Origin of the sequence: Pantoea sp. SM3 (genome assembly GCF_000963995.1) — a bacterium.
In the GTDB taxonomy this organism is placed as follows: domain Bacteria; phylum Pseudomonadota; class Gammaproteobacteria; order Enterobacterales; family Enterobacteriaceae; genus Pantoea; species Pantoea rwandensis_B.
Genome location: NZ_JZRD01000005.1, coordinates 1 through 19,899, shown reverse-complemented (window position 1 = coordinate 19,899; position 19,899 = coordinate 1). Strand labels below are relative to the sequence as shown.

Annotated in this window: 24 protein-coding genes; 10 read left to right on the top strand and 14 right to left on the bottom strand. The window is 54.3% G+C overall.

Annotated elements, in window-relative coordinates:
* Window positions 1-14: 14 nt before the first annotated feature.
* The 10 genes from flgK to flgB form a co-directional block, all read right to left on the bottom strand.
* Window positions 15-1,658 carry a flagellar hook-associated protein FlgK gene (gene flgK, locus VI01_RS02390; protein ID WP_038647608.1) on the bottom strand — a complete coding sequence of 548 codons (1,644 nt, stop codon included), beginning with the start codon at window positions 1,656-1,658 and terminating at the stop codon, window positions 15-17.
* A gap of 118 nt (window positions 1,659-1,776) precedes the next feature.
* Window positions 1,777-2,718 (bottom strand): flagellar assembly peptidoglycan hydrolase FlgJ, encoded by a 942-nt coding sequence (flgJ, locus tag VI01_RS02385; protein WP_034830681.1) that lies wholly within the window; start codon window positions 2,716-2,718, stop codon window positions 1,777-1,779.
* Window positions 2,718-3,824, bottom strand: a complete 1,107-nt coding sequence (locus VI01_RS02380) for a flagellar basal body P-ring protein FlgI (protein ID WP_045813994.1) — start codon at window positions 3,822-3,824, stop codon at window positions 2,718-2,720. The genes flgJ and VI01_RS02380 overlap by 1 nt, the downstream gene beginning before the upstream one ends.
* Before the next feature lie 11 nt (window positions 3,825-3,835).
* Window positions 3,836-4,546 (bottom strand): flagellar basal body L-ring protein FlgH, encoded by a 711-nt coding sequence (locus VI01_RS02375; RefSeq protein WP_034830679.1) that lies wholly within the window; start codon window positions 4,544-4,546, stop codon window positions 3,836-3,838.
* A 61-nt stretch (window positions 4,547-4,607) separates the two neighbouring features.
* Window positions 4,608-5,390, bottom strand: a complete 783-nt coding sequence (flgG, locus tag VI01_RS02370) for a flagellar basal-body rod protein FlgG (protein ID WP_034830678.1) — start codon at window positions 5,388-5,390, stop codon at window positions 4,608-4,610.
* A gap of 17 nt (window positions 5,391-5,407) precedes the next feature.
* The gene (locus VI01_RS02365; protein ID WP_034830676.1) at window positions 5,408-6,166 is read right to left on the bottom strand and encodes a flagellar basal body rod protein FlgF; all 759 of its coding nucleotides are present in this window, start codon (window positions 6,164-6,166) and stop codon (window positions 5,408-5,410) included.
* Between the two features lie 20 nt (window positions 6,167-6,186).
* Window positions 6,187-7,419 (bottom strand): flagellar hook protein FlgE, encoded by a 1,233-nt coding sequence (gene flgE / locus VI01_RS02360; protein ID WP_045813860.1) that lies wholly within the window; start codon window positions 7,417-7,419, stop codon window positions 6,187-6,189.
* A gap of 24 nt (window positions 7,420-7,443) precedes the next feature.
* Window positions 7,444-8,118 carry a flagellar hook assembly protein FlgD gene (gene flgD, locus VI01_RS02355; protein ID WP_045813859.1) on the bottom strand — a complete coding sequence of 225 codons (675 nt, stop codon included), beginning with the start codon at window positions 8,116-8,118 and terminating at the stop codon, window positions 7,444-7,446.
* A 12-nt stretch (window positions 8,119-8,130) separates the two neighbouring features.
* Window positions 8,131-8,535 (bottom strand): flagellar basal body rod protein FlgC, encoded by a 405-nt coding sequence (gene flgC, locus VI01_RS02350; protein WP_034830669.1) that lies wholly within the window; start codon window positions 8,533-8,535, stop codon window positions 8,131-8,133.
* 2 nt (window positions 8,536-8,537) lie between these two features.
* A complete protein-coding gene (flgB, locus tag VI01_RS02345) occupies window positions 8,538-8,951 on the bottom strand; it encodes a flagellar basal body rod protein FlgB (protein WP_034830667.1) in 414 nt (137 codons plus the stop codon).
* Window positions 8,952-9,104: 153 nt separating this feature from the next.
* Between flgB and flgA the strand changes: the two genes are divergently transcribed.
* From flgA to flgN, 3 genes are all read left to right on the top strand, one after another.
* Window positions 9,105-9,764, top strand: a complete 660-nt coding sequence (flgA, locus tag VI01_RS02340; protein WP_045813858.1) for a flagellar basal body P-ring formation chaperone FlgA — start codon at window positions 9,105-9,107, stop codon at window positions 9,762-9,764.
* A 105-nt stretch (window positions 9,765-9,869) separates the two neighbouring features.
* Window positions 9,870-10,178, top strand: coding sequence for a flagellar biosynthesis anti-sigma factor FlgM (gene flgM / locus VI01_RS02335; RefSeq protein WP_038647616.1), 309 nt, complete (start codon window positions 9,870-9,872; stop codon window positions 10,176-10,178).
* Window positions 10,179-10,183: 5 nt separating this feature from the next.
* The gene (gene flgN, locus VI01_RS02330; RefSeq protein WP_038647618.1) at window positions 10,184-10,615 is read left to right on the top strand and encodes a flagellar export chaperone FlgN; all 432 of its coding nucleotides are present in this window, start codon (window positions 10,184-10,186) and stop codon (window positions 10,613-10,615) included.
* A gap of 31 nt (window positions 10,616-10,646) precedes the next feature.
* Here the strand turns inward: flgN and murJ are convergent, their stop codons facing one another.
* From murJ to rimJ, 4 genes are all read right to left on the bottom strand, one after another.
* Window positions 10,647-12,185, bottom strand: a complete 1,539-nt coding sequence (murJ, locus tag VI01_RS02325; RefSeq protein ID WP_045813857.1) for a murein biosynthesis integral membrane protein MurJ — start codon at window positions 12,183-12,185, stop codon at window positions 10,647-10,649.
* A 121-nt stretch (window positions 12,186-12,306) separates the two neighbouring features.
* Entirely contained in the window at window positions 12,307-13,227 is a 921-nt protein-coding gene (locus tag VI01_RS02320) for a Gfo/Idh/MocA family protein (protein ID WP_045813856.1), read from the bottom strand.
* Between the two features lies 1 nt (window position 13,228).
* Window positions 13,229-13,870: a DUF480 domain-containing protein gene (locus VI01_RS02315; RefSeq protein WP_045813855.1), complete on the bottom strand. Its 642-nt coding sequence runs from the start codon at window positions 13,868-13,870 to the stop codon at window positions 13,229-13,231.
* Between the two features lie 13 nt (window positions 13,871-13,883).
* Entirely contained in the window at window positions 13,884-14,477 is a 594-nt protein-coding gene (rimJ, locus tag VI01_RS02310) for a ribosomal protein S5-alanine N-acetyltransferase (protein ID WP_045813854.1), read from the bottom strand.
* Window positions 14,478-14,721: 244 nt separating this feature from the next.
* Between rimJ and mdtH the strand changes: the two genes are divergently transcribed.
* From mdtH to bssS, 7 genes are all read left to right on the top strand, one after another.
* Window positions 14,722-15,924 carry a multidrug efflux MFS transporter MdtH gene (gene mdtH / locus VI01_RS02305; protein ID WP_045813853.1) on the top strand — a complete coding sequence of 401 codons (1,203 nt, stop codon included), beginning with the start codon at window positions 14,722-14,724 and terminating at the stop codon, window positions 15,922-15,924.
* A gap of 91 nt (window positions 15,925-16,015) precedes the next feature.
* Entirely contained in the window at window positions 16,016-16,663 is a 648-nt protein-coding gene (grxB, locus tag VI01_RS02300) for a glutaredoxin 2 (protein WP_045813852.1), read from the top strand.
* A gap of 110 nt (window positions 16,664-16,773) precedes the next feature.
* On the top strand, window positions 16,774-17,337 hold the full coding sequence (locus tag VI01_RS02295; RefSeq protein WP_045813851.1) for a lipoprotein: 564 nt from the start codon (window positions 16,774-16,776) through the stop codon (window positions 17,335-17,337).
* Window positions 17,338-17,472: 135 nt separating this feature from the next.
* Window positions 17,473-18,519 (top strand): dihydroorotase, encoded by a 1,047-nt coding sequence (gene pyrC / locus VI01_RS02290; RefSeq protein ID WP_045813850.1) that lies wholly within the window; start codon window positions 17,473-17,475, stop codon window positions 18,517-18,519.
* Window positions 18,520-18,587: 68 nt separating this feature from the next.
* Window positions 18,588-18,833, top strand: coding sequence for a DNA damage-inducible protein I (gene dinI / locus VI01_RS02285; protein WP_034820137.1), 246 nt, complete (start codon window positions 18,588-18,590; stop codon window positions 18,831-18,833).
* A gap of 143 nt (window positions 18,834-18,976) precedes the next feature.
* A complete protein-coding gene (locus VI01_RS02280) occupies window positions 18,977-19,246 on the top strand; it encodes a hypothetical protein (protein ID WP_038647637.1) in 270 nt (89 codons plus the stop codon).
* Between the two features lie 278 nt (window positions 19,247-19,524).
* Window positions 19,525-19,779, top strand: a complete 255-nt coding sequence (gene bssS / locus VI01_RS02275) for a biofilm formation regulator BssS (protein ID WP_013508627.1) — start codon at window positions 19,525-19,527, stop codon at window positions 19,777-19,779.
* The last annotated feature ends 120 nt before the right edge of the window (window positions 19,780-19,899 follow it).

Genomic DNA, 19,899 nt, shown 5'->3' with positions numbered 1-19,899 from the left:
TTTATCCTCTATGCTTAGCCGCGGATGTCCATCAGCGCATTGAAAATCGTGCTGGCGGTTTGCAATACCTGCGCATTCGCCATATAAAACTGCTGATATTTGGTCAGGTTGGCGTACTCTTCATCAAGGTTCACCCCTGAGACCGACTGCTGACGGTCGGTAAGTTGATCGACCACGTTTTTCTGCGTGGTACTGGCCGTTTCCAGTGTGCTGGTTTTGTTACCCACCGTGCTGACGATGCTGGCATACGCTTGCGCAATCGTTGCGTTGCCGTTAACCAACTTCGCATCCTGCAAATCCAGCATTTTTTGGGCGTTGGTGTTGTCACTTTCGCCACTGGTCGCACTGGATGCAGCCGCGATTTGCGATTCATCCGTGATAGCCACAGACATACTGCTAATCACGTTCTGGACCGGTTTTACCAGGAAACTATCTTTATTATCAGGCGTGCCGCTAACGGTTAGTTTCAGACCATCAAAGCTCAGGGTGCCGTCTGTCGCATCAGGCGTAACGCTAAATTTCACGTTGTCAGACAAGCGAGTCACAGACCAGGTACTGCTGGCGCTGTCATAGCTCATGGAGTAGTTAGAGGCTTTAAGTGCACTGGTATCAGACCATTCTGCGGTCACCGTTGCAGTGGACGTATTTTTGCTATTACTCACTACGTTCGGTGAGCCGATGTTGAAGAATTTCGTGCCCTGATCGCCGTTACTGTCATAACCTGCAGTTTGCACGGCGTTAAAGCTGGTGGTGAAGGCTGCCGCTAACTGGCCAAGCTGATTCTGTGCGGTATCTAAATCCTGCGTGCGGAACGCCAGCAAACCACCCAGTGAACCGGTCGTCAGGGTTTTTTCAGGAATTTCGACATTACCCGCTTGCTTGTCGACATAACCGACAGTGATACGCGAGTTATCGGCGCTGGAAGGCATCGCGACCAAATTAGTCGAGTTTTTGCCGTTAACCAGAGTGACACTCCCCATCGAGACGATATAGCTACCATCTTGCTGAGAGACGTTTACCCCAACGATGTTATTGAGGTTGTTCACCAACTGATCGCGTTGATCCAGCAGATCGTTCGGTGCAGCACCGTTGCCGGTGGTGAGTTTTGCGATCTGGGTGTTGAGGTCGGCAATCTGGCTGGTGTAGGTGTTAATCTGGTCAACGTTGGACGCAATGTCCGTATTCACGCTGGTTTGCATATTATTCAAGTACTGCGCCGTGGTCTGGAACTGATTGACCAACCCCTGGGCATAGCTCAGCATTGATTGACGTGCAGACGGATCGTTTGCATTGCTTACGACGTTTTGCACATTGGTAAAGAAGCTTTGAATCGACGTTGAAAGGCTGGTGGTCGATGTCGACAGCAGGTCATCAATGTTTGAAATCTGACTGTATTGGGTGTTCACCGCGCTGTAATTGGCACTGGATCCGCGCAACTGAGCAGTAACAAACTCATCATATTCACGCTGCACGCCATTCAGCGTCACGCCATTGCCATAGTAGCTGTTGCCCTGCAGGGTGCTATTGGCCTGCGACAGAATGGTGGTCTGACGTGAGTAACCCGCTACCGTGTAGTTGCTGATGTTGTTACTGGTGGTGCTTAATGCGGCCTGTGCGGCGCTCAGCCCACTCATCGCTGAGTTAATTATGCTGGACATCTCGGTTCCTTTATTTCCCGTTAACCGGGCTGGCAGTCATCAGTGCGATTGGGCGGGCTAAAACGCCCGCAGCTTATGATGGTTATCGGCGTGCTTAAGTGAAACTTGAGGTAAAAAATCAGAACAAATCGGTAATATCCTGGCTGTAAGCCTTCACGACTTTTTCGCCCATGTTTTTGAATTGCTGGATCATTCCCACCAATTTCTGCGCATATTTCGGATCGGTGGCATAGCCCGCTGCCTGCAGGGCTCGTGCGCCCTGCTCCGGCGTTGCGGCGTTGGCAACGGCGGCATAGCGCGGGTTATTGGACAGCAGTTTGACGTAGTCGCTGAGTGCTTCCATATAGGAACCATACACACGGAAGGTGGCACGCACTTTCTTCGCCACGCCACCTTCATATTCGGTGGTCATGATGTCGGTGGTTGCGCCCTTCCAGTCACCACCGGCCTTGATGCCAAACACGTTATAGCTCGGCTTGCCGTCGCGCGTCAGAATCTGGCGTTGTCCCCAACCCGATTCCAGCGCCGCCTGGGCAAGGATCAAGTGATGAGGAATACCACTCTGCTGACTCGCGGCCTGCGCGGGTTGGGATAACTGGGCAATAAAGTCGTTGCTATCCGCTGGGAAGCTGGACGGCGAGACCGGCAGACGCGGCACCGCTTTGCGTACCATCTGCTCCAGTTGATTGGAAGGCAGATTGCTATAAATGAAGCTGTTATCCAGCTTCATCGGAACCGTGCCAGCGGTTTCATCAGGCTCTTGCGCGGGCTGCATCTGTTTGACGATCAAATCCGCCATACCCAGCCCGCGTTTACCGATTTCCTGCGCAATCTGCTGATCGTACATTGAGGTGTACATCTTTGTTGAGTCGCTGCTGAAGATGCCATCCTGCGGCAACGCTTCACGCATGCTCTTCAACATCATCTGTACGAACATTCCCTCAACCTGTTTTGCCACTTGCAGCGCCTTCCCTTTCGGGTCGGCGGCGGCTTCGCGTTTCAGATTGTTCAGTGAGCGGCTGTCATAAGCCGCACTCATCAGCGATTGCGTATCGGTCATCAGATGATTTCCAGTTTGGCGCGCAGACAGCCTGCACTTTGCATCGACTGCAGAATCGACATCAGCTCAATCGGCGTTGCGCCCAGGGCGTTAAGGGCACGGACCACGTTATTAAGGTTGGCGCTGGCGTTAACACGCTGCAAGGCTCCGCCGCTCTGGCGCAAGTCGATCTGCGTCTGCGTCGTCGCCACGGTTTGTCCACCGGCGAACGGCGTGTTCGGCTGGCTGACGTTCTGCTGCTGATTCACTGTCACCGACAAGTTGCCTTGCGCCACAGCACAGGTATTGAGCGTTACCTCGCGGTTCATGACCACCGAACCGGTACGCGAGTTGATGATGACTTTGGCATCTTCAACCGGCACGGAAACGTCTATATTCTGGATTTCTGACAGCAGGCGCACCTGTGAACTGTTGTTGGGTGAAACGCGAATCTGCACGGTACGCGCATCAAGTGGCTGCGCTGAACCCACGCCACGGCTATTAATCGCATCGGCAATACGCTGCGCCATGGTGAAATCTTCAGTATTCAATTGGAGATTGATGGTGTTTTGGCTGCCAAAGTTACTTTGCAGCTCGCGCTCTACCGTTGCACCATTAGTAATGCGGCCACCGTTTAGCTGGTTAACCTGCACACTGCTGCCGCCTGCAGATGCACCTGCACCGCCCACCAGAATATTTCCCTGCGCCAGCGCGTACACCTGGTTATCGACCCCTTTCATCGGCGTCATTAACAGCGTGCCACCGCGCAGGCTTTTGGCGTTACCCAGCGAAGAGACCACTACGTCAATATTCTGCCCCTGCCGCGCAAACGACGGCAGCTTCGCCGTGACCATCACCGCCGCCACGTTTTTCAACTGCATATTAGTACCAGTGGGCACGGTAATACCGAGCTGCGACAGCATGTTGCTTACCGTCTGGGTGGTAAACGGGGTTTGCGTTGTCTGGTCACCTGTCCCATCAAGCCCCACCACCAGGCCGTAACCGATCAGCTGGTTTTCGCGCACGCCCTGCACGGATGTCAGATCGCGAATGCGGTCAGCCTGGGCCATGAGACTGACACCGAGCAGCAGGCTCAGGCTCAGACGCAGCAGAGTGTTCATTTTCATCATTACCTCGATTACATCGGCGACACGTTCAGGAAGAAACGCTGGAACCAGCCCATGGTTTGCGCCTCATTGATATACCCGTTTCCGACATACTCAATACGTGCATCGGCCACCTGCGTTGACAACACGGCGTTGCTGGCGCTGATGGTGCGTGGGTTAACCACACCGGAGAAGCGAATAAATTCGGTTCCCTGGTTAATTTCGATCTGTTTCTCACCGACCACGCGCAGGTTGCCATTCGACAACACCTGATTCACGGTGACGGTGATGGTGCCGGTAAAGGTGTTATTGGCCGTTGCGCCACCTTTGCCAGCGAAGTCATTTTTACCATTGGCATCCAGACCGGCTTTCTCACCGGCGGCGCCGACCAGACCGCTCAGGCCGGTTGGCACAGTGCTCACGCCAAAGCTGTTGCTGCCATCACGGCTCGCATTAGCTGAAGAACTTTTGCTGGCGCTGACATTCTCTTGCAGCGTAATCGTCAGGGTATCGCCAATGTTACGTGGACGGCGGTCTTCGAACAGCGGCTGATAGCCGTAGTTCAGTGGCGCAACGCCCTGGAAAATAGAACCGTTTACCACTGGCGGTGCGGAAGGCGTGGGTTCTGCCGTTGTGGCACCCTGCACCAGAGGCGTACGCGGGACTAACGCACAACCGTTTAATGTCAGTAGCAGCGTGGCTACTAACCAATGCCCAGGCTTGAGAATCACTTGCTTCGCCACGGAGTTCTGACCTTATTCATGTTCTTAATCGGGCCAGCCAGGCTGGCCCAACGACCCCAGATTAAACCTGGGTTAATTTCTGCAGCATCTGATCAGAGGTGGTGATCGCTTTGCTGTTGATTTCATAAGCACGCTGCGTCTGAATCATGGTGACCAACTCTTCCGCCACGTTGACGTTAGAGGTTTCAACATAACCCTGATACAGCAAACCCGCGCCGTTCTGGCCTGGCGTACTCTGCGTCGCCGCACCGGATGCCTGCGTTTCCTGATAGAGGTTTTCACCCAGGCTATCGAGGCCTGCATCGTTCATAAAGGTGCTCAGCGTCAACTGTCCCACCTGCGCTGGGTTGGTCTGCCCCTGCTGTGTCACGCTCACCACACCGTCACGCGAGATGGTGATGCTGGTGGCGTTCGCCGGGATAGTGATCCCAGGCTGAACCGGATAGCCGGCGTTGGTCACCAGCTGACCGTTCTGATCCACCTGGAATGAACCGTCACGCGTATATGAAGAGGTACCGTCTGGCATCTGCACTTCGAAATAACCCTGACCGTTGATCGCCACGTCTTTTGAGTTGCTGGTCTGCGACAGGTTGCCCTGGGTATGCAGACGCTCGGTGGTCACTGGGCGCACACCGGTACCAATCTGCAAGCCTGAAGGCAATGTAGTCTGTTCCGATGACTGCGTGCCCGGCTGACGCAGCGTCTGATACATCAGGTCTTCGAACACGGCACGCGAACGTTTAAATCCGTTGGTTGAAACGTTCGCAAGGTTGTTCGAAATGACGTCCATATTGGTTTGCTGGGCGTCAAGGCCGGTTTTAGCGATCCATAAAGAACGAATCATGTTGTTTTCCTTACGCCTTAGCTGCTCATGTTGAGCAGTTGATTGGCTTTTTGTTCGTTTTCATCGACGTTAGTGATGACTTTCATCTGCATCTCGAAACGTCGGGCGTTGGCGATCATGTCGACCATGGTTTCCACTGGCTTAACGTTGCTGCCTTCCAGCACGCCTGGCATAACGGCGACCGTTGCATCAGGCGCTAGAGCCGCACCGCGTGTCGCCTGCGTCGCCTGGGTTGGACGGAACATACCGTCGTCACCGCGCTGTAACTCTTTGCCCGTGGCCTTAACCAGCTTCAGCTTGCCAATCTGCACCGTGGCGTTTGGCGCATCACCCGCATTACGCGAGGTGATGGTACCGTCAGCCGCGATAGTCAGCTCGGAGCCTTGTGGAATGGCGATTGGACCGCCATCGCCCATCACGGGATTGCCCTGAATGGTCAAAATACCGGTCGAGCTGATCTGCATGTTGCCGTTGCGGGTATAGGCTTCAGAACCGTCAGCGGTACGCACCGCCAGCCAGCCATCTTGCTGTACCGCCACATCGAGCGGGCGTCCGGTGTTGTCCATGGCGCCTGGCGTCATATCGGCACCCGGCGTTGAGGCAGCCACTAAGGTGCGCGTCGGCAGGGACCAGCCGTTGACCGGCACCGCGCGCAACGCGTTGAGCTGGGCGCGGAAGCCCGGCGTTGAGGCGTTGGCGAGGTTGCTGGCGGTCACCGATTGTTGTTCCATCGTCTGACTGGCGGCGCCCATCGCGGTATATATTGCGTGATCCATAATGCAATCCCGTTAGCGAATTAACGTAAGTTGATCAGGGTGTTGAGGATCTGATCCTGCGTTTTAATCGTCTGGCTGTTCGCCTGATAGTTACGTTGTGCAACGATCATGTTGACCAGCTCTTTACTCAGATCGACGTTGGAGGCTTCCAGTGCACCTGAAGTCAGTGAACCGTAAGTGCCGGTGTTTGCCAGGCCGATTGCCGCCTGACCCGAAGAGTTGGTCGCAGACCAGACGTTATCGCCTTCTGACTTCAGGCCTTCCGGGTTAGAGAAGCTGGCCAGAACGATTTGACCCAGCAGCTGAGTTTTCTGGTTCGAATAGGTACCGGTAATGGTGCCGTCATCGTTGATGGCGTAGCTGGTCAGGTCGCCCGGCGCATAACCATCCTGCGTTGGGTTTCCGAATGACGTGGTGCCGGTGTTTTGTTGCTGGCTTCCAAGTACGCTCAAAGTGATGGCCTGATTAGCCGCAGCACCATTAGATCCCTGAATAGTCAAGCCAACAGTGGTTGCGCCTGCGGTGGTTGTCCCGCCGCTTGTGATAGATTGCAGCTTACCGTTGGAGTCAAAGGTCATCGAGAAATCACCTGCTGACGTTCCAGTAGTGGAATCAATCGCGTGCACAGCCCAGTTGTTATCACTGGTTTTCACATAATAGAGGTCGAGAGCATGATCGTTACCCTGTGAGTCATACACAGTGACGGTGCTTTTGGCGTTGTAGCTATCGACGTCTGACGCGCTGAAGGTTGCCACTGTTGGCACGCTATCTGTGGAGTTCAGGTTAGACACCAAACCGGCCGTCGTGGTCGCGCGCGCCGACATCTGCGTCGTCGGTACGCTCAATGCCACCGGGTTTGCACCCGTCTGAATGGTCGGCGGGGTACCGGTTGCCGGATAGCCGGTCACGCTCATGCCCTGGGTGTTCACCAGGTTACGGTTGGCATCCAGCGTGAACTGACCATTACGAGAGTAGTACACGCTACCCGCAGCATCGGTCATACGGAAGAAACCGTTACCGCTCAGTGCCACGTCCAGACCACGGCTGGTTGAGGTCGTGGTACCGTCGTTGAAGTTCTGAATAACCGCAGCGACCTTGGTACCCATACCGATATTGGAACCAGCAAACATATCTGCGAACGAAATGGTGCTGGATTTGAAACCCGCGGTCGCGGAGTTGGCGATGTTGTTACCAATGACATCCAGGTTACTGGAGGCCGCATTCATACCACTGACAGCTTGAGAAAAAGACATAACGTGTCTCCTGCTAAAATTGAATTAGAGAATCTGACGAACTTCATCAAGAGTGGCGGAGCCCATGGTGCCGAGGTCCAGTTTTGAGGTGTTATTCACCGTACTCACGCCATTCACGTAAGCGTAATTAAGCGGTTGTGCCACCAATTGTGTGCTGCCATTACTGGCGGCAATCGATACAGAATATTTGCCATCAGCCACTGTCGTGCCATTCGCGTCTTTGCCGTCCCAGGAGAAGGCGTGAACGCCGGACGTCAATGCGCCCAAGTCGACAGTGCGAACCACAGTGCCGTTCGAATCTTTGATGGTCGCGGTGGTGGCGGTAGAGGCGGTACTCAACTCCACCCCGAATGGGGTCGTGGTACCACTGCCAACCAGGATCTGGCTGCCATCAATCATCACACCATGTCCAATCAGCGTCGTACTCTGCAGTGACTGGCTGGTGGTGAGCTGACCAGAGATAGAACCCAACGTGGTATTCAGCTTCTCAATGCCGCTCAGGGTGTTAATCTGCGCCAGCTGAGTAGTGAGCTGGCTGTTGTCCATTGGGTTGGTGGGATCCTGGTTCTGCAACTGCGTCACCAGCATGGTCAGGAATTGGTTCTGCAAGTCCTGAGCACTGTTTCCCGTCCCTGTTGAACTGGACGAACTCAGTACCGTTGGGTCAAGATTGGCATTAACGCCGACTGCTACGCTCATGTTCGTGCTCCGTTATTGACCCATCGTCAGGGTTTTCATCATCATTGATTTCACCGTGTTCAACACTTCGACGTTGGCCTGATAGCTGCGGGACGCTGACATGGTGTTAACGGTTTCTGATACGACATCGACGTTTGGCATCTTGACGTAACCCTTCTCATCCGCCATCGGATTACCTGGGTCATACACCAATTTGGCCGGGGTAGGATCGTTCACCACGCCCGCGACTTTGACGCCACCGGTCGCCGCGCCAGGGGCGGCATCGGTCTGGAATATCACCTGTTTTGCCACATAAGGCTGACCATCCGGCCCGGTGACACTGTCGGCGTTGGCCAGGTTACTGGCGCTGACGTTGAGGCGCTGTGATTGCGCGGTCATCGCCGAACCGGCGATATCAAAAATATTCAGCAATGCCATGGTTATTGCCCCTGCAGAACGCTCATCATGCCTTTGATTTGGCTACTGATGAGGGTGAGATCGGTTTGGTATTTCAGGCTGTTATCAGCAAACTGCGTACGTTCACGATCCATATCCACGGTGTTGCCATCCGCGGCAGGTTGATCGGGAATGCGGTACATCAGGTCCATGGATGGCTGAGAGTTGGTTTCAGCGGCGATATGGCGTGAAGAGGTGACTTTCAGCGCCATGCTGCTCCCCTCCGCGCGACCGTTTTCCATCACCTTGCTCAGCTGGCTGGCAAAGTCGATATCCCGCGCCTGGTAGCCCGGGGTATCGGCGTTGGCAATATTGGACGCCAGGATTTCCTGGCGCTGAGCACGCAGATTTAACGCTTCTGTACCAAATCGCAGCGCGGCATCGAGTTTGTCGAGCATGCTTCCTCCGCGAATGAGAATTTCGAGCTGACAGCTTAAGTGGACAAATGCAAGGGCGATCGTCTGAATAGCAGCAAAAATCACGGCTATTTTTGACATTGAATTTTTCGCGCGAAGAGTAGACTCAGGCCATCTTCTCGACAGGAGGCGTTTATGCGCAGATCTTTACCTTTGCTGGCCACGTTGTTGTTGGCCTTCGCGCTGCCCGGCCATGCGGCGGACCTGACCGCACAGTTAACGCAGTTTTTTAAAGCGCGCGATCCGCAACATGCCGCGGGGATGACCGTAGTGGTGCGCACGCCCAAAGAGCAGTGGCCGACCTGCGAGGCGCCGGCGTTACAACTGCCGGGCAACAGTCGCCAGTGGGGCAATCTCAGCATTGCCGCCAGCTGCGATCAGAATCGTCGTTTCCTGCAGGTTCAGGTACAGGTGACCGGTCAATATTTAGTTGCCAGCCGTCAGGTAGCACGTGGCAGTACCCTGGACCCGAATGATTTTCGTCTCGAGACCGGGCGTCTGGATGAACTGCCTCCGCGTGCCCTGTTCGATAACAACAGCGTGGCCGATGCGATTGCGCTGCGCGATATCCCGCCTGGACAGCCGGTGACCGCGATGATGTTGCGTCAGCCCTGGCGGGTTAAAGCAGGACAAAATGTGATGGTGGTAGCCAGCGGAAACGGGTTTAATGCCAGTAGCGAAGGACGTGCGCTGAACAACGCCAGCGCGGCACAAATGGTGCGCGTGCGCATGGGAAATGGTCAGGTTGTCAGTGGGCGCGTCGACGCGGATGGGAATATTCTGATATCGCTATAAAGCGTTAAAGAACCCTGTTGTTCTGCCGATAGAGATATCAACAAAGACATTACCCTATGCTGACTCAGTTGACTGACCCTCAACTGACCTTACAGGAGCAAGACCATGAGCATCGACAGAACGCAGCCTTTAAGCCCGGTGAGCACTGTACAATCCCGCGACACCAACGATAACAACGGCAAGGTGCGCCAAAACGTGACTGCTTCAACCAACGCCAGCACCAGCGAAAGCGGTGCCGAAGTGAAGTTGAGCACGGCTCAGGCGCAGTTAATGCAGCCGGGCAGCAAAGACATCAACACTGCACGTGTTGAACAACTGAAAACCGCTATTCGTAATGGCGAACTGAAAATGGATACCGGTAAGATCGCCGACGCGCTGATCGCCGATACCAAGGCGTATTTAGAGGGTAACTAATCCCAATGGACAATCTGCTGACCACCTTAGATAAAATGCAGGACGTGCTGGCTTCACTCACTGTGGTGATGGATGAAGAGCAACAGCAACTGTCTGCCGGCCAGGTTAATGGCAACCTGTTGCAGCGCATATCAGAAGATAAAAGCGCGCTGCTGACGACGTTGAATTATCTGGACGAAATGCGCCGAAATACCGAAAAATCACTCGGTACTCAGGCGCCCTATGGTGGTCACAGCGATCGTGAACGCCGCTGGCAGAGCATTCAGCAGCATACCCGCCGTTTGCGCGATACCAACACTCATAACGGTATTCTGCTGCAGCATCAAATCAGCTTCACCAATGATGCGCTCTCGATACTGAAGCCGCACCAGACTCAGGCGTTTTACGGTCCCGATGGGTTAGGCAAAGGTCAGTCGACGCTCAGCCGCAAAGGTTAATAAAGAAAAATCCCGCCGAGGCGGGATTTTTTTATGCCAGCGTACGGCGGGCAAAATCTTTCGGGCGGAAGCCCAACAGACCCAGCATGACAAAGTAAGCCCCACCGCCAATGGCGCAGACTGCAGCCAGACGCAGTAACCGCCACCACATCTGCCCTTCTTCCCAGGCCGGCATCACATGCAGAATGCCCAGCAGTGCTGCCGCCATGACCACAACCGCAATCATCAGACGCACCAGGAAGCTAAACCAACCCGGCTGCGGCTGGAAGATATCCTGTTTACGTAATTGCCAGTACAGCAGCGCGGCGTTAAGACAAGCCGCTAATCCGATCGACAACGACAATCCGGCATGTTTGAGCGGGCCGATAAACGCCAGGTTCATCACCTGCGTCATGATCAATGTCACAATCGCAATCTTCACCGGGGTTTTAATGTCCTGACGCGAATAGAAGCCGGGCGCCAGCACTTTGACCACGATCAGCCCCATTAATCCTACCGAATACGCCACCAGCGCACGCTGCGTCATGGCGGCATCGAACGCGGTAAATTTGCCGTACTGGAACAACGCCACGGTCAGCGGGCCAGAGAGGATTCCGAGAGCAACGGCGCTCGGCAGGGCCAGCAGGAAGCAGAGGCGCAGGCCCCAATCCATCAGACGCGAGTACTCATCATGATTACCGCTGGCGAAACTCTTCGCTAACGATGGCAGTAAAATCGTGCCCAATGCTACACCTAATACGCCCGACGGGAACTCCATCAGACGGTCGGCATAGTACATCCACGACACTGAACCCGAGACGAGGAATGAGGCGAAAATGGTGTTGATGATCAAGGAGATTTGGCTCACCGAGACGCCAAGAATCGCCGGTCCCATTTGGCGCATGACGCGCCATACGCCGGCGTCACGCAGGTTGAGGCGCGGCAACACCAGCATGCCGATTTTCTTCAGGTGCGGCAGCTGGTAGAACAGTTGCAACACCCCACCGACGACCACAGCCCATGCCAGCGCCATCACCGGTGGATGGAAATGCGGGGCAGCAAATACCGCAAAGCCAATCATGCTGATGTTTAATAACGTCGGCGCAAATGCCGGAACCGAGAAGCGATTCCAGGTGTTGAGTATCGCACCGGCCAGCGACGCCAGAGAGATCAGCAGAATATAAGGAAAGGTGACGCGCAGCAGTGAACTGGTCAGTGCGAACTTATCGGCGGTATCGGCAAATCCGGGTGCGGTGACCATAATCACCCAGGGCGCGGCAATCATGCCGAGCACCGTCACCACCGCCAGCACCAGCGTCAGTAAACCGGAAACGTAGGCGACAAATACGCGCGTGGCTTCTTCGCCCTGCTTGCTTTTGTATTCAGCAAGAATGGGCACAAACGCCTGAGAAAAGGCGCCTTCCGCAAAGATACGGCGCAGCAAATTGGGCAGTTTAAAGGCCACGAAGAAGGCATCGGTAGCCATACCGGCACCGAACACGCGTGCCACAATGGCATCACGGGCAAAGCCCAGCACGCGGGAAAAAAGGGTCATCGAACTGACCGCAGCCAGCGATTTCAACAAATTCATTTTGAGTGGCGCATCCTGAAAAGTGTCGGATAAATGAGCAACTTAGCGCGGACATCTGCTGATGTCCGGCGATAGTCTACTGCCACTGCGGGAAATGACCAGCATTGAGTGTTACAAGGGGTTATTCCTGTTCGGCATCGCGCCACAGTTTTTCCACCAGACGCTGCGCCGCCAGCGCCTGTTCACCGCTGGTTTCAGGCATCGTCTGATTTTGTACACATTGGATAAAATGCTGTGCTGCAACGCTGAAACCGCGCTGAACAAGATGGCTTTGCCAGGAGGCTACCGGATCGGTGCGTAAGCCGCCGAGATTCTCCTGCTGCCAGTCACGCATCTCATTAATTTCGATGTAGTCACCGTCGCAGATGGCGCTCACCACTTCGCGCTGTGTGCCGGCGCGACGGTGCATACTGGTGGTGATTTGCAGCGCCCCTGCTGAGAAGTGATGTTCAGCGTACATCATCGCCCCCTCCTCATTGGTTTCAATAAAGCCCTGCTCACGCGTCAGTTTGCCCCCCGCCAGCCACAGCGCCGTATCCACCACGTGCAGGTAGTCATCCAGCAGAGTAAAGCGCAAATCCCCTGGACCCACGCTATCCGCGCGATGCTTTTCAATACGCAGTGAAGCCGCTCGCGGCATTTCCGCTTTCAACTGTTGATAGCGTGGCGCAAAGCGACGGTTAAACGCCACCATCAGTTTGCGTTTGTGCTTCTCCGCTAAAGCCACCAGCGCTTCCGCCTGCTGCAGGGTTTCGGCTAATGGTTTATCCACGCAAACATCTTTGCCCGCCAGCAGCAACGCCTGCACCACCTCAAAATGGCTGGCGGTACTGCTGTGCACAAAGACCGCATCACTGGCGGCCGCCAGCGCGTCCAGCTGACTGAAATATGGCATGCGGTAGCTGTCGCAAATCGGCTGGGCTTTAGCCTGATTCGGCGAAAATGCCCCTGCCAGCTGCCAGTCGGTGGCGTGCGACAACACCGGCAACCAGGCTTTTTGCGCGATGCCGCCTAATCCAATAATACCGATACGTAGCGTCATGTTATTGCTCCTTCTGCAGCAGTTGTTCCAGTTGAGATTGCAGTTGAGCCACCTGCTGTTCCAACTGCGCAACCCGGCTCAACAGGTCATCGCTGTCCCTCTCATCCGCACTCATGGCAGGCTCTTCAGCCACTTCCCCGCCAAACAGATGCATGTAACGGCTTTCGCGTTTGCCCGGCTCGCGTGCCAGGCGTATCACCATCGGACCGTCATCACGGGTGATTAAGCCGTTTAGCGTCTGCTCAACCTCGTTCATATCGCTGAACTCATGCAAACGTCCACTGCGGGTGCGCAGTTCACCCGGCGTTTGTGCGCCGCGCAGGAACAGCAAAGCCAGTACCGCCACTTCCGCGCTGCTGAGTTGCAAATGACCGAATGCGGAGTTACAGAAGCGCTGTTCATACTTGCTGACGCGTTGACCGAATCCGTTGTTGGAGGTCACCAGGTGCTTCTTCACCAGCTCATCAAGTTGAGATTGCACCTCCATTTCACTCAGATTCATCACTGGTTCGCGGTTGGACTTTTGATTGCAGGCGGTGACCACACCATTGAGGGAAAGTGGATATTGATCCGGAGTGGTGACCTGCTTTTCTAGCAGGCAACCGATCACACGCAGCGCATGCGCGGATAAAGCCATTTTCATGCGTATTTCCTTATTATTGTCCACGACGATCTGGGGTCCACTCCTGCCAGGTCAACGCGGTCAACACGTGATCCTGCCAGCGTCCATCGATCAGCAAATAATCTTTGGCATACCCCTCTTTCTCGAACCCAAGACGTGCCAGCAAATCACCGCTGCGCTGATTGTGCGGCATATAGTTGGCCATGATGCGGTGAATGCGTTGCTGCCGCTGCATGTAGCGAATCGCTGACTGCAACGCTTCAAACATCATGCCTTGCCCCTGCCACTTTTCGCCTAATGAATAACCGAGGTAACAAGCGTGAAATGAACCGCGCAGCACGTTGCTAAAATTGGCCACACCGCGCACTTCATGCTCTTCCGGGTCCATCAGCACAAAATAGTAGGCTGAGCCCTGTTTATGCATATCTGCAATCAGCCCAAGGCGTGCCTGCCAGCCTGAGGGGTAGCAGTGGCTTTCGTCGCGCACCGGCTCCCAGGGTTTAAGGAAGACGCGGTTCTCTGCATAATAATCTGCCAATCGCCAGGCATCGCGCTCGTGAACTAAACGGACCACCAAACGTTCGGTAGTCAGGCGCACGCGGGGTCCAGCAGAACGATAGCCAAACATCATGACTCCTGAAATCAATAACTTTAAGAAAGATGTACGCCGGAGGCGATACTTCTCACTATAACCGTCACCTTCGCTACGGTAAAACCCTCGACAACATACAACGTGATTCATCCTTAATCAGGATTAATTTTTCTGCTCATTCGATGAAAAAATATCATCCTGGATACGCTGTCTTTCCCGTCAGCGCAGGCGGAAAATAGACCAACTGGTCACTTTTCTCATCACTTGCTCAGGATTAAGCATGTCTCGGGTAGCGCGGGCACGACGCCTCGGTAAAACATTCCTCTTAGTCGATAACATGTTGGTGGTGTTAGGCTTTTTCGTGGTATTCCCCCTGATTTCCATCCATTTCGTTGAACAGCTGGGCTGGGCGGCATTAATGGTGGGTATCGCGCTGGGTTTGCGTCAGTTTGTGCAGCAGGGACTGGGCATTTTCGGCGGCGCGATTGCCGATCGTTTCGGCGCGCGTCCGCTGATCGTGACGGGAATGCTGATGCGTGCAGCTGGATTCGCTTGCATGGCGCTGGCTCATCAACCCTGGATGCTATGGCTGGCCTGTTTGCTATCCGGCCTCGGTGGCACCCTGTTTGATCCTCCCCGTAGCGCCATGGTGGTGAAACTGGTACGCGCTCGCGAGCGCGGTCGTTTCTTCTCGCTATTGATGATGCAGGACAGCGCAGGCGCCGTGCTGGGTGCGCTGGTTGGCAGTTGGCTGCTGGCGTGGGATTTCCGTCTGGTGTGCTGGGTAGGTGCGGCGGTGTTTGTCGCCGCGGCGCTATTTAACGCTGTGTGGTTACCGGCGTGGCGCATCTCAACGGAACGCATTGCGATGCGCGAAGGTATGCAGCGCGTCTGGCAGGATAAACGTTTCCGCCTTTATGTGCTGACGTTGACCGGCTACTACATTCTGGCCGTGCAAGTGATGTTGATGTTGCCGGTGATGGTGAATCAGGTGGCTGGCGCACCCGCCGCCGTGAAATGGATGTACGCCATCGAGGCCATGTTGTCGCTCAGCCTGCTCTATCCGCTGGCCCGCTGGAGCGAAAAGCGCTTCCGGCTGGAAACCCGGCTGATGGCGGGTTTATTCCTGATGACCTTTAGCCTGCTGCCTGTCGGCATGGCCCAATCTCTGCCCTCGCTGTTTTTGTTAATCGGCGTGTTCTACCTGGGTTCCATCATCGCCGAACCGGCACGCGAGACGCTCAGCGCATCGTTGGCCAGTTCACGCGCGCGGGGCAGTTACATGGGATTCAGTCGTTTAGGTCTGGCCATCGGCGGTCTGATTGGCTACTCCGGTGGCGGGTGGATGTTCGATATGGGCCAGCAATTGGCTCTGCCTGAACTGCCCTGGATGTTGCTGAGCAGCGTTGGCATCATCACCCTGCTAGCCTTGTGGTGGCAGTTCCAGCCGCGCCCGGTGGCACCGATCATCTTCAGCAGCTAGTTTGCCCCTTCGAAGGATCTCTTCCATACTTCCCGCACGTCCGGAAAAAGGGTGACCTTTGTCACCCTTAGATTTACACAGGAGAAACGGGATGAAACTCTACATCTACGATCACTGCCCTTTCTGCGTGAAAGCACGCATGATTTTTGGCTTAAAGAACCTGCCGGTTGAATTGATCGTTATGCTCAATGACGATGAGCAGATGCCCAAAAAACTCATCGGGCAGAAGATGGCGCCCATTCTGCAAAAAGCCGATGGCAGTGCGATGCCAGAAAGTATGGACATTGTTCGACTGGTGGATAAACAGGATCGCGAGCCGCTGCTTAACGGCAAAAACAACCCCGCCATCAGCGAATGGCTGCGCCGCGTTAACGGCTATATCAATAAGCTACTGATTCCGCGCATCGCTGATGCCTCGTTTGCGGAATTTGCCACGCCGGCAGCGCGTCGCTATTTCCGTGAGAAAAAGCAGGCCAGCGTCGGAGATTTCACGGAGCTGCGTAAACACGCACCCGGGCTGATAAAAAACATCAGTGATGACCTGCGTCAGCTCGATAAGCTCATCGTCAAACCCAATGCCGTGAATGGCGAACTGTCTGAAGACGATATCAATCTGTTTCCGCTCCTGCGTTCGCTCACCTTAGTGGCAGGCATCGAATGGCCGAGTCGCGTCGCGGATTACCGCGACAATATGGCGAAGCAAACCCAGATTAATCTGCTCTCTTCCATCGCGGCATAGCCCCGTCCGATGAGAAACGCTGCGGCGTTTCTCATCCCTCTCCTGGTGACACCTGGCCCGGTTTCAGGCAGGCTATGGCTGTTTTGCCGTATCGTTCAGGATGAGGATCTATGAAAAAGGCGATGTCTGGGCTATTGGCCCTGTTTTTAGCCGTGCTGTTGAGCGGCTGCAATCAATTGACGCAATACACCATCAGCGAACAGGAAGTGAATCAAGCGCTGCAGAAGCGCAATAACTTCGAAAAAGACGTCGGCGTATCCGGGCTGGTCAATGCACACATCGTGCTCAGCGATCTCACCAGTCAGATTGGTCGTGAAGAACCCGGCAAGATTACCCTGTCCGGCAAAGCAAACATCAACGTCAGCTCGCTATTTGGTCCGCAGCAGGCTGAGATGCAGCTCAAGATGAAAGCGCAGCCGATTTTCAATGCACAGGAAGGCGCGATTTATCTGCATGATATTGAAATTGTCGACGCGCAAGTACAGCCAGAAAAGATGGCGTCCATCATGAAAACACTGACGCCTTATCTTAGTGAGTCTCTCAAACGCTACTTCAATGAGAAGCCTGCCTATGTACTAAGCGAAGACCGTAGCAAAGGTGAAGCACTGGCGAAGAAATTTGCCAAAGGCATTGAAGTGAAGCCGGGACAATTGGTGATTCCGTTTACGGATTAACCTCAACCACCGCACCTTCGGGTGCGGTTTTTGTTTCCGGCAATAAAATCCCGTGCAAACGGTTGCTCACACCCTTATGATTACTCCCCGGCCTAAACGTGCCCATTCGTTTTTTCTCAGCCGGAGCCTTTTTGAATGACAGCCCAACCCCAGCAAATCACGATTCGCCGCCCTGACGATTGGCATATCCATCTGCGCGATGGCGCGATGCTCAATGCCGTTCTGCCTTATACCAGTGCGGTCAATGGTCGTGCGATTGTCATGCCAAACCTGGTTCCACCGGTAACCAGCGTAGAGGCCGCCATTGCCTATCGCGAGCGCATTATGGCTGCGCTGCCTGCTGAACACGCTTTTACGCCACTGATGACCTGCTACCTCACTGATTCCTTAGATCCGGATGAAATTGAGCGTGGCTTCCGCAACGGGACCTTCACCGCAGCGAAACTCTATCCCGCGCATGCCACCACCAACTCCAGCCACGGCGTCACCAATATTGATTCTATCGCCAGCGTGCTGGACCGTATGCAGCAGATCGGCATGCCGATGCTGGTGCATGGTGAAGTCACGGATTCGCACATCGATATTTTTGACCGCGAAGCGCGCTTTATCGAAACCGTGCTGGAACCGCTGCGTCAGCGCTTCCCTGCCCTGAAAGTCGTGATGGAACACATTACCACTAAAGAAGCGGCAGAATATCTGGCCGCGGGCAACGACCTGCTGGGTGCCACCATCACGCCGCAGCATTTGATGTTTAACCGCAATCACATGTTGGTGGGCGGTGTACGTCCTCATCTCTATTGCCTGCCAATTCTGAAACGCAACATTCACCAGGAAGCACTGCGCAGCCTGGTGGCCAGTGGCAATCGTCGCGTATTCCTCGGTACGGACACCGCACCGCATCTGCGTCACCTGAAAGAGGCGAGCTGCGGCTGTGCCGGCGTGTTTAACGCACCGACATCACTGCCTGCCTATGCCACGGTATTCGAAGAGTTGAATGCGCTGGAACATTTCGAAGCGTTCTGTTCAGAAAACGGGCCGAACTTCTACGGGCTGCCGCTGAATGAGGGCACACTGACGCTGGTCCGTGACTCCTGGACAGTGCAGGACACCATCAACGTGGCCGATGACACGCTGGTGCCGTTCCTCGCAGGTGAAACCCTAAACTGGCGTATTAAAGAATAATATTGCACAGCTTGCCTTCGGGATAAATTTACTGTACAAATAACCAGTATATTATCCCGGAGGCTTTTATGCGTGTTGAAATTACCGTAGCGAAAACTCAGCCCCTTCCCGCAGGTGCACTGGATGCACTCAGTGCCGAACTCACCCGTCGTATTTCCCGTGATTTCCCCGATGACGATCACCATGTCAAAGTCCGTTATGCGGGCGGCAATCAATTGAGCGTATTTGGTGGCTGTAAAGCGTCACGCGAACGCATTAGCGATATTTTACAAGAAACGTGGGAAAGCGCAGACGACTGGTTTATTACTGATTAACTGCCACTGTGCCGTTTTTGCCGGGTTTCGCCACCCGGTTTTTTTGTTTTAATTTCCCTCTCGCCAGATAAAGTCGCTGCATCTAGACTCATGTTTAACGATCTCCTATCCTTGCCTCGTCATGCTTACGGGAGGTGTTTTACATGACTACTGAAAAACCAGAAGAGGCGATGACCTTCGGTGAATTGCTGGCATTAATTGCCGAACAGCAGCGACGTTTAACGGTGCTGGAAAATGCCTTTGCCAGTTTGACGTTCTGCCTCGACGATCGCGCCAGTCAGTTACTGGTGCATAATCTGTCGCTCGAAGCGCAAAATCAGAACCACGACGCACAGTTACAACAGCACTTTACTCGGCTGGCAGAAGAGATTCAGCGGCGTAATGGTCAGGTACCTCCGGCAGAACAAGCCTGAAGCCTTCCCCTTTTTTCGGCATAAAGTTTTCCCTTAACACCGCCGATAACTACGCTATAGCCACTGTTCAGACTATTGAATAAATGCCCAGCACACCGGGCACTTTATTATTCGACAAAAGTCGCATTCTGAACGCATTTATTATCGTTCTCTTTTTAATCGCCACACGTTTTAACTATTGTACCGCCTGTTTCATGTTATAATTGTTCCGCTAGTGCAAGAAAAGCCGCATTGAACCTCAAGAAGCACTTCGTTTAACGAGTAATAAGGAGGTTATAATGGACAGAAATAAAGACGTCATTCAGACTCATCCGCTGGTTGGATGGGACATCAGCACCGTAGACAGTTATGACGCCATGATGATCCGCCTGCACTCGCTATCATCGCAGGATCAGAAAGAAGAAGAAGCTGACGTGGGCCCCACCTACTGGCTGACTACTGATGTAGCCAGACAGTTCATCTCGATACTCGAAGCTGGCATTGCAAAGATTGAGTCCACAGAGCAATACCTACGCGATAATCAAAAGCACTAATTTCTTACTTCGCGTGAAAGGGCACCCAATATGAAGTGAACCCCTTAACCTGGACAGTTACAGCATCGCCTGTTGGTACTGAGTTCGGTATTGTACCGGACTCAGTCCACCTAACCCCGT

Excerpts from the sequence above, each read along its gene's own strand:
- flgM (WP_038647616.1), top strand. The coding sequence starts at position 9,870 with ATGAGCATCGACAGAACGCAGCCTTTAAGCCCGGTGAGCACTGTACAA.
- rimJ (WP_045813854.1), bottom strand. The coding sequence starts at position 14,477 with ATGTTTGGCTATCGTTCTGCTGGACCCCGCGTGCGCCTGACTACCGAA.
- flgD (WP_045813859.1), bottom strand. The coding sequence starts at position 8,118 with ATGAGCGTAGCAGTCGGCGTTAATGCCAATCTTGACCCAACGGTACTG.
- flgJ (WP_034830681.1), bottom strand. The coding sequence starts at position 2,718 with ATGACCGATACGCAATCGCTGATGAGTGCGGCTTATGACAGCCGCTCA.
- flgK (WP_038647608.1), bottom strand. The coding sequence starts at position 1,658 with ATGTCCAGCATAATTAACTCAGCGATGAGTGGGCTGAGCGCCGCACAG.
- VI01_RS02380 (WP_045813994.1), bottom strand. The coding sequence starts at position 3,824 with ATGAAAATGAACACTCTGCTGCGTCTGAGCCTGAGCCTGCTGCTCGGT.
- flgA (WP_045813858.1), top strand. The coding sequence starts at position 9,105 with ATGCGCAGATCTTTACCTTTGCTGGCCACGTTGTTGTTGGCCTTCGCG.
- VI01_RS02315 (WP_045813855.1), bottom strand. The coding sequence starts at position 13,870 with ATGAAAATGGCTTTATCCGCGCATGCGCTGCGTGTGATCGGTTGCCTG.
- grxB (WP_045813852.1), top strand. The coding sequence starts at position 16,016 with ATGAAACTCTACATCTACGATCACTGCCCTTTCTGCGTGAAAGCACGC.
- pyrC (WP_045813850.1), top strand. The coding sequence starts at position 17,473 with ATGACAGCCCAACCCCAGCAAATCACGATTCGCCGCCCTGACGATTGG.
- VI01_RS02320 (WP_045813856.1), bottom strand. The coding sequence starts at position 13,227 with ATGACGCTACGTATCGGTATTATTGGATTAGGCGGCATCGCGCAAAAA.
- bssS (WP_013508627.1), top strand. The coding sequence starts at position 19,525 with ATGGACAGAAATAAAGACGTCATTCAGACTCATCCGCTGGTTGGATGG.
- flgC (WP_034830669.1), bottom strand. The coding sequence starts at position 8,535 with ATGGCATTGCTGAATATTTTTGATATCGCCGGTTCGGCGATGACCGCG.
- flgB (WP_034830667.1), bottom strand. The coding sequence starts at position 8,951 with ATGCTCGACAAACTCGATGCCGCGCTGCGATTTGGTACAGAAGCGTTA.
- flgG (WP_034830678.1), bottom strand. The coding sequence starts at position 5,390 with ATGATTCGTTCTTTATGGATCGCTAAAACCGGCCTTGACGCCCAGCAA.
- VI01_RS02295 (WP_045813851.1), top strand. The coding sequence starts at position 16,774 with ATGAAAAAGGCGATGTCTGGGCTATTGGCCCTGTTTTTAGCCGTGCTG.
- VI01_RS02280 (WP_038647637.1), top strand. The coding sequence starts at position 18,977 with ATGACTACTGAAAAACCAGAAGAGGCGATGACCTTCGGTGAATTGCTG.
- dinI (WP_034820137.1), top strand. The coding sequence starts at position 18,588 with ATGCGTGTTGAAATTACCGTAGCGAAAACTCAGCCCCTTCCCGCAGGT.
- murJ (WP_045813857.1), bottom strand. The coding sequence starts at position 12,185 with ATGAATTTGTTGAAATCGCTGGCTGCGGTCAGTTCGATGACCCTTTTT.
- VI01_RS02365 (WP_034830676.1), bottom strand. The coding sequence starts at position 6,166 with ATGGATCACGCAATATATACCGCGATGGGCGCCGCCAGTCAGACGATG.
- flgE (WP_045813860.1), bottom strand. The coding sequence starts at position 7,419 with ATGTCTTTTTCTCAAGCTGTCAGTGGTATGAATGCGGCCTCCAGTAAC.
- flgN (WP_038647618.1), top strand. The coding sequence starts at position 10,184 with ATGGACAATCTGCTGACCACCTTAGATAAAATGCAGGACGTGCTGGCT.
- mdtH (WP_045813853.1), top strand. The coding sequence starts at position 14,722 with ATGTCTCGGGTAGCGCGGGCACGACGCCTCGGTAAAACATTCCTCTTA.